The organism is Photobacterium sp. R1, from assembly GCF_054600795.1.
In genome coordinates this window covers 1-230 of record NZ_BAAHZP010001089.1, presented here as the reverse complement: position 1 = coordinate 230, position 230 = coordinate 1, and the positions used below count along the sequence as shown (strand labels likewise).

Sequence of the window (230 nt, the reverse complement as noted above, 5' to 3'; positions counted from 1 at the left end):
GTCTGACGGAGCAGGAAATCAGAAAGACCGAAAACTACCAGTTCAGAGACGTGCTGCTGGTCCCGCGGGTCCTCAGAACCGAAACCGCCGCCATGACGGCAATGAATGCGCTACAGGTTCGCTTTGGCGATCTCGGATAACCAAGGAGAACCACATGAACAAATTGGGTATATTGATGGATCCCATACAGTCCATTAACATCAAGAAAGAAACCAGTATTGAGAAGATCC

Annotated in this window: 1 protein-coding gene; it reads left to right on the top strand. The window is 49.1% G+C overall.

Features of this window, described 5'->3' with window-relative positions; genetic code table 11:
- A partial coding sequence (locus ACYP03_RS28425) for an RsmE family RNA methyltransferase (RefSeq protein ID WP_459782995.1) occupies positions 1-140 on the top strand: 140 nt, incomplete at its 5' end.
- Between the last annotated feature and the right edge of the window lie 90 nt (positions 141-230).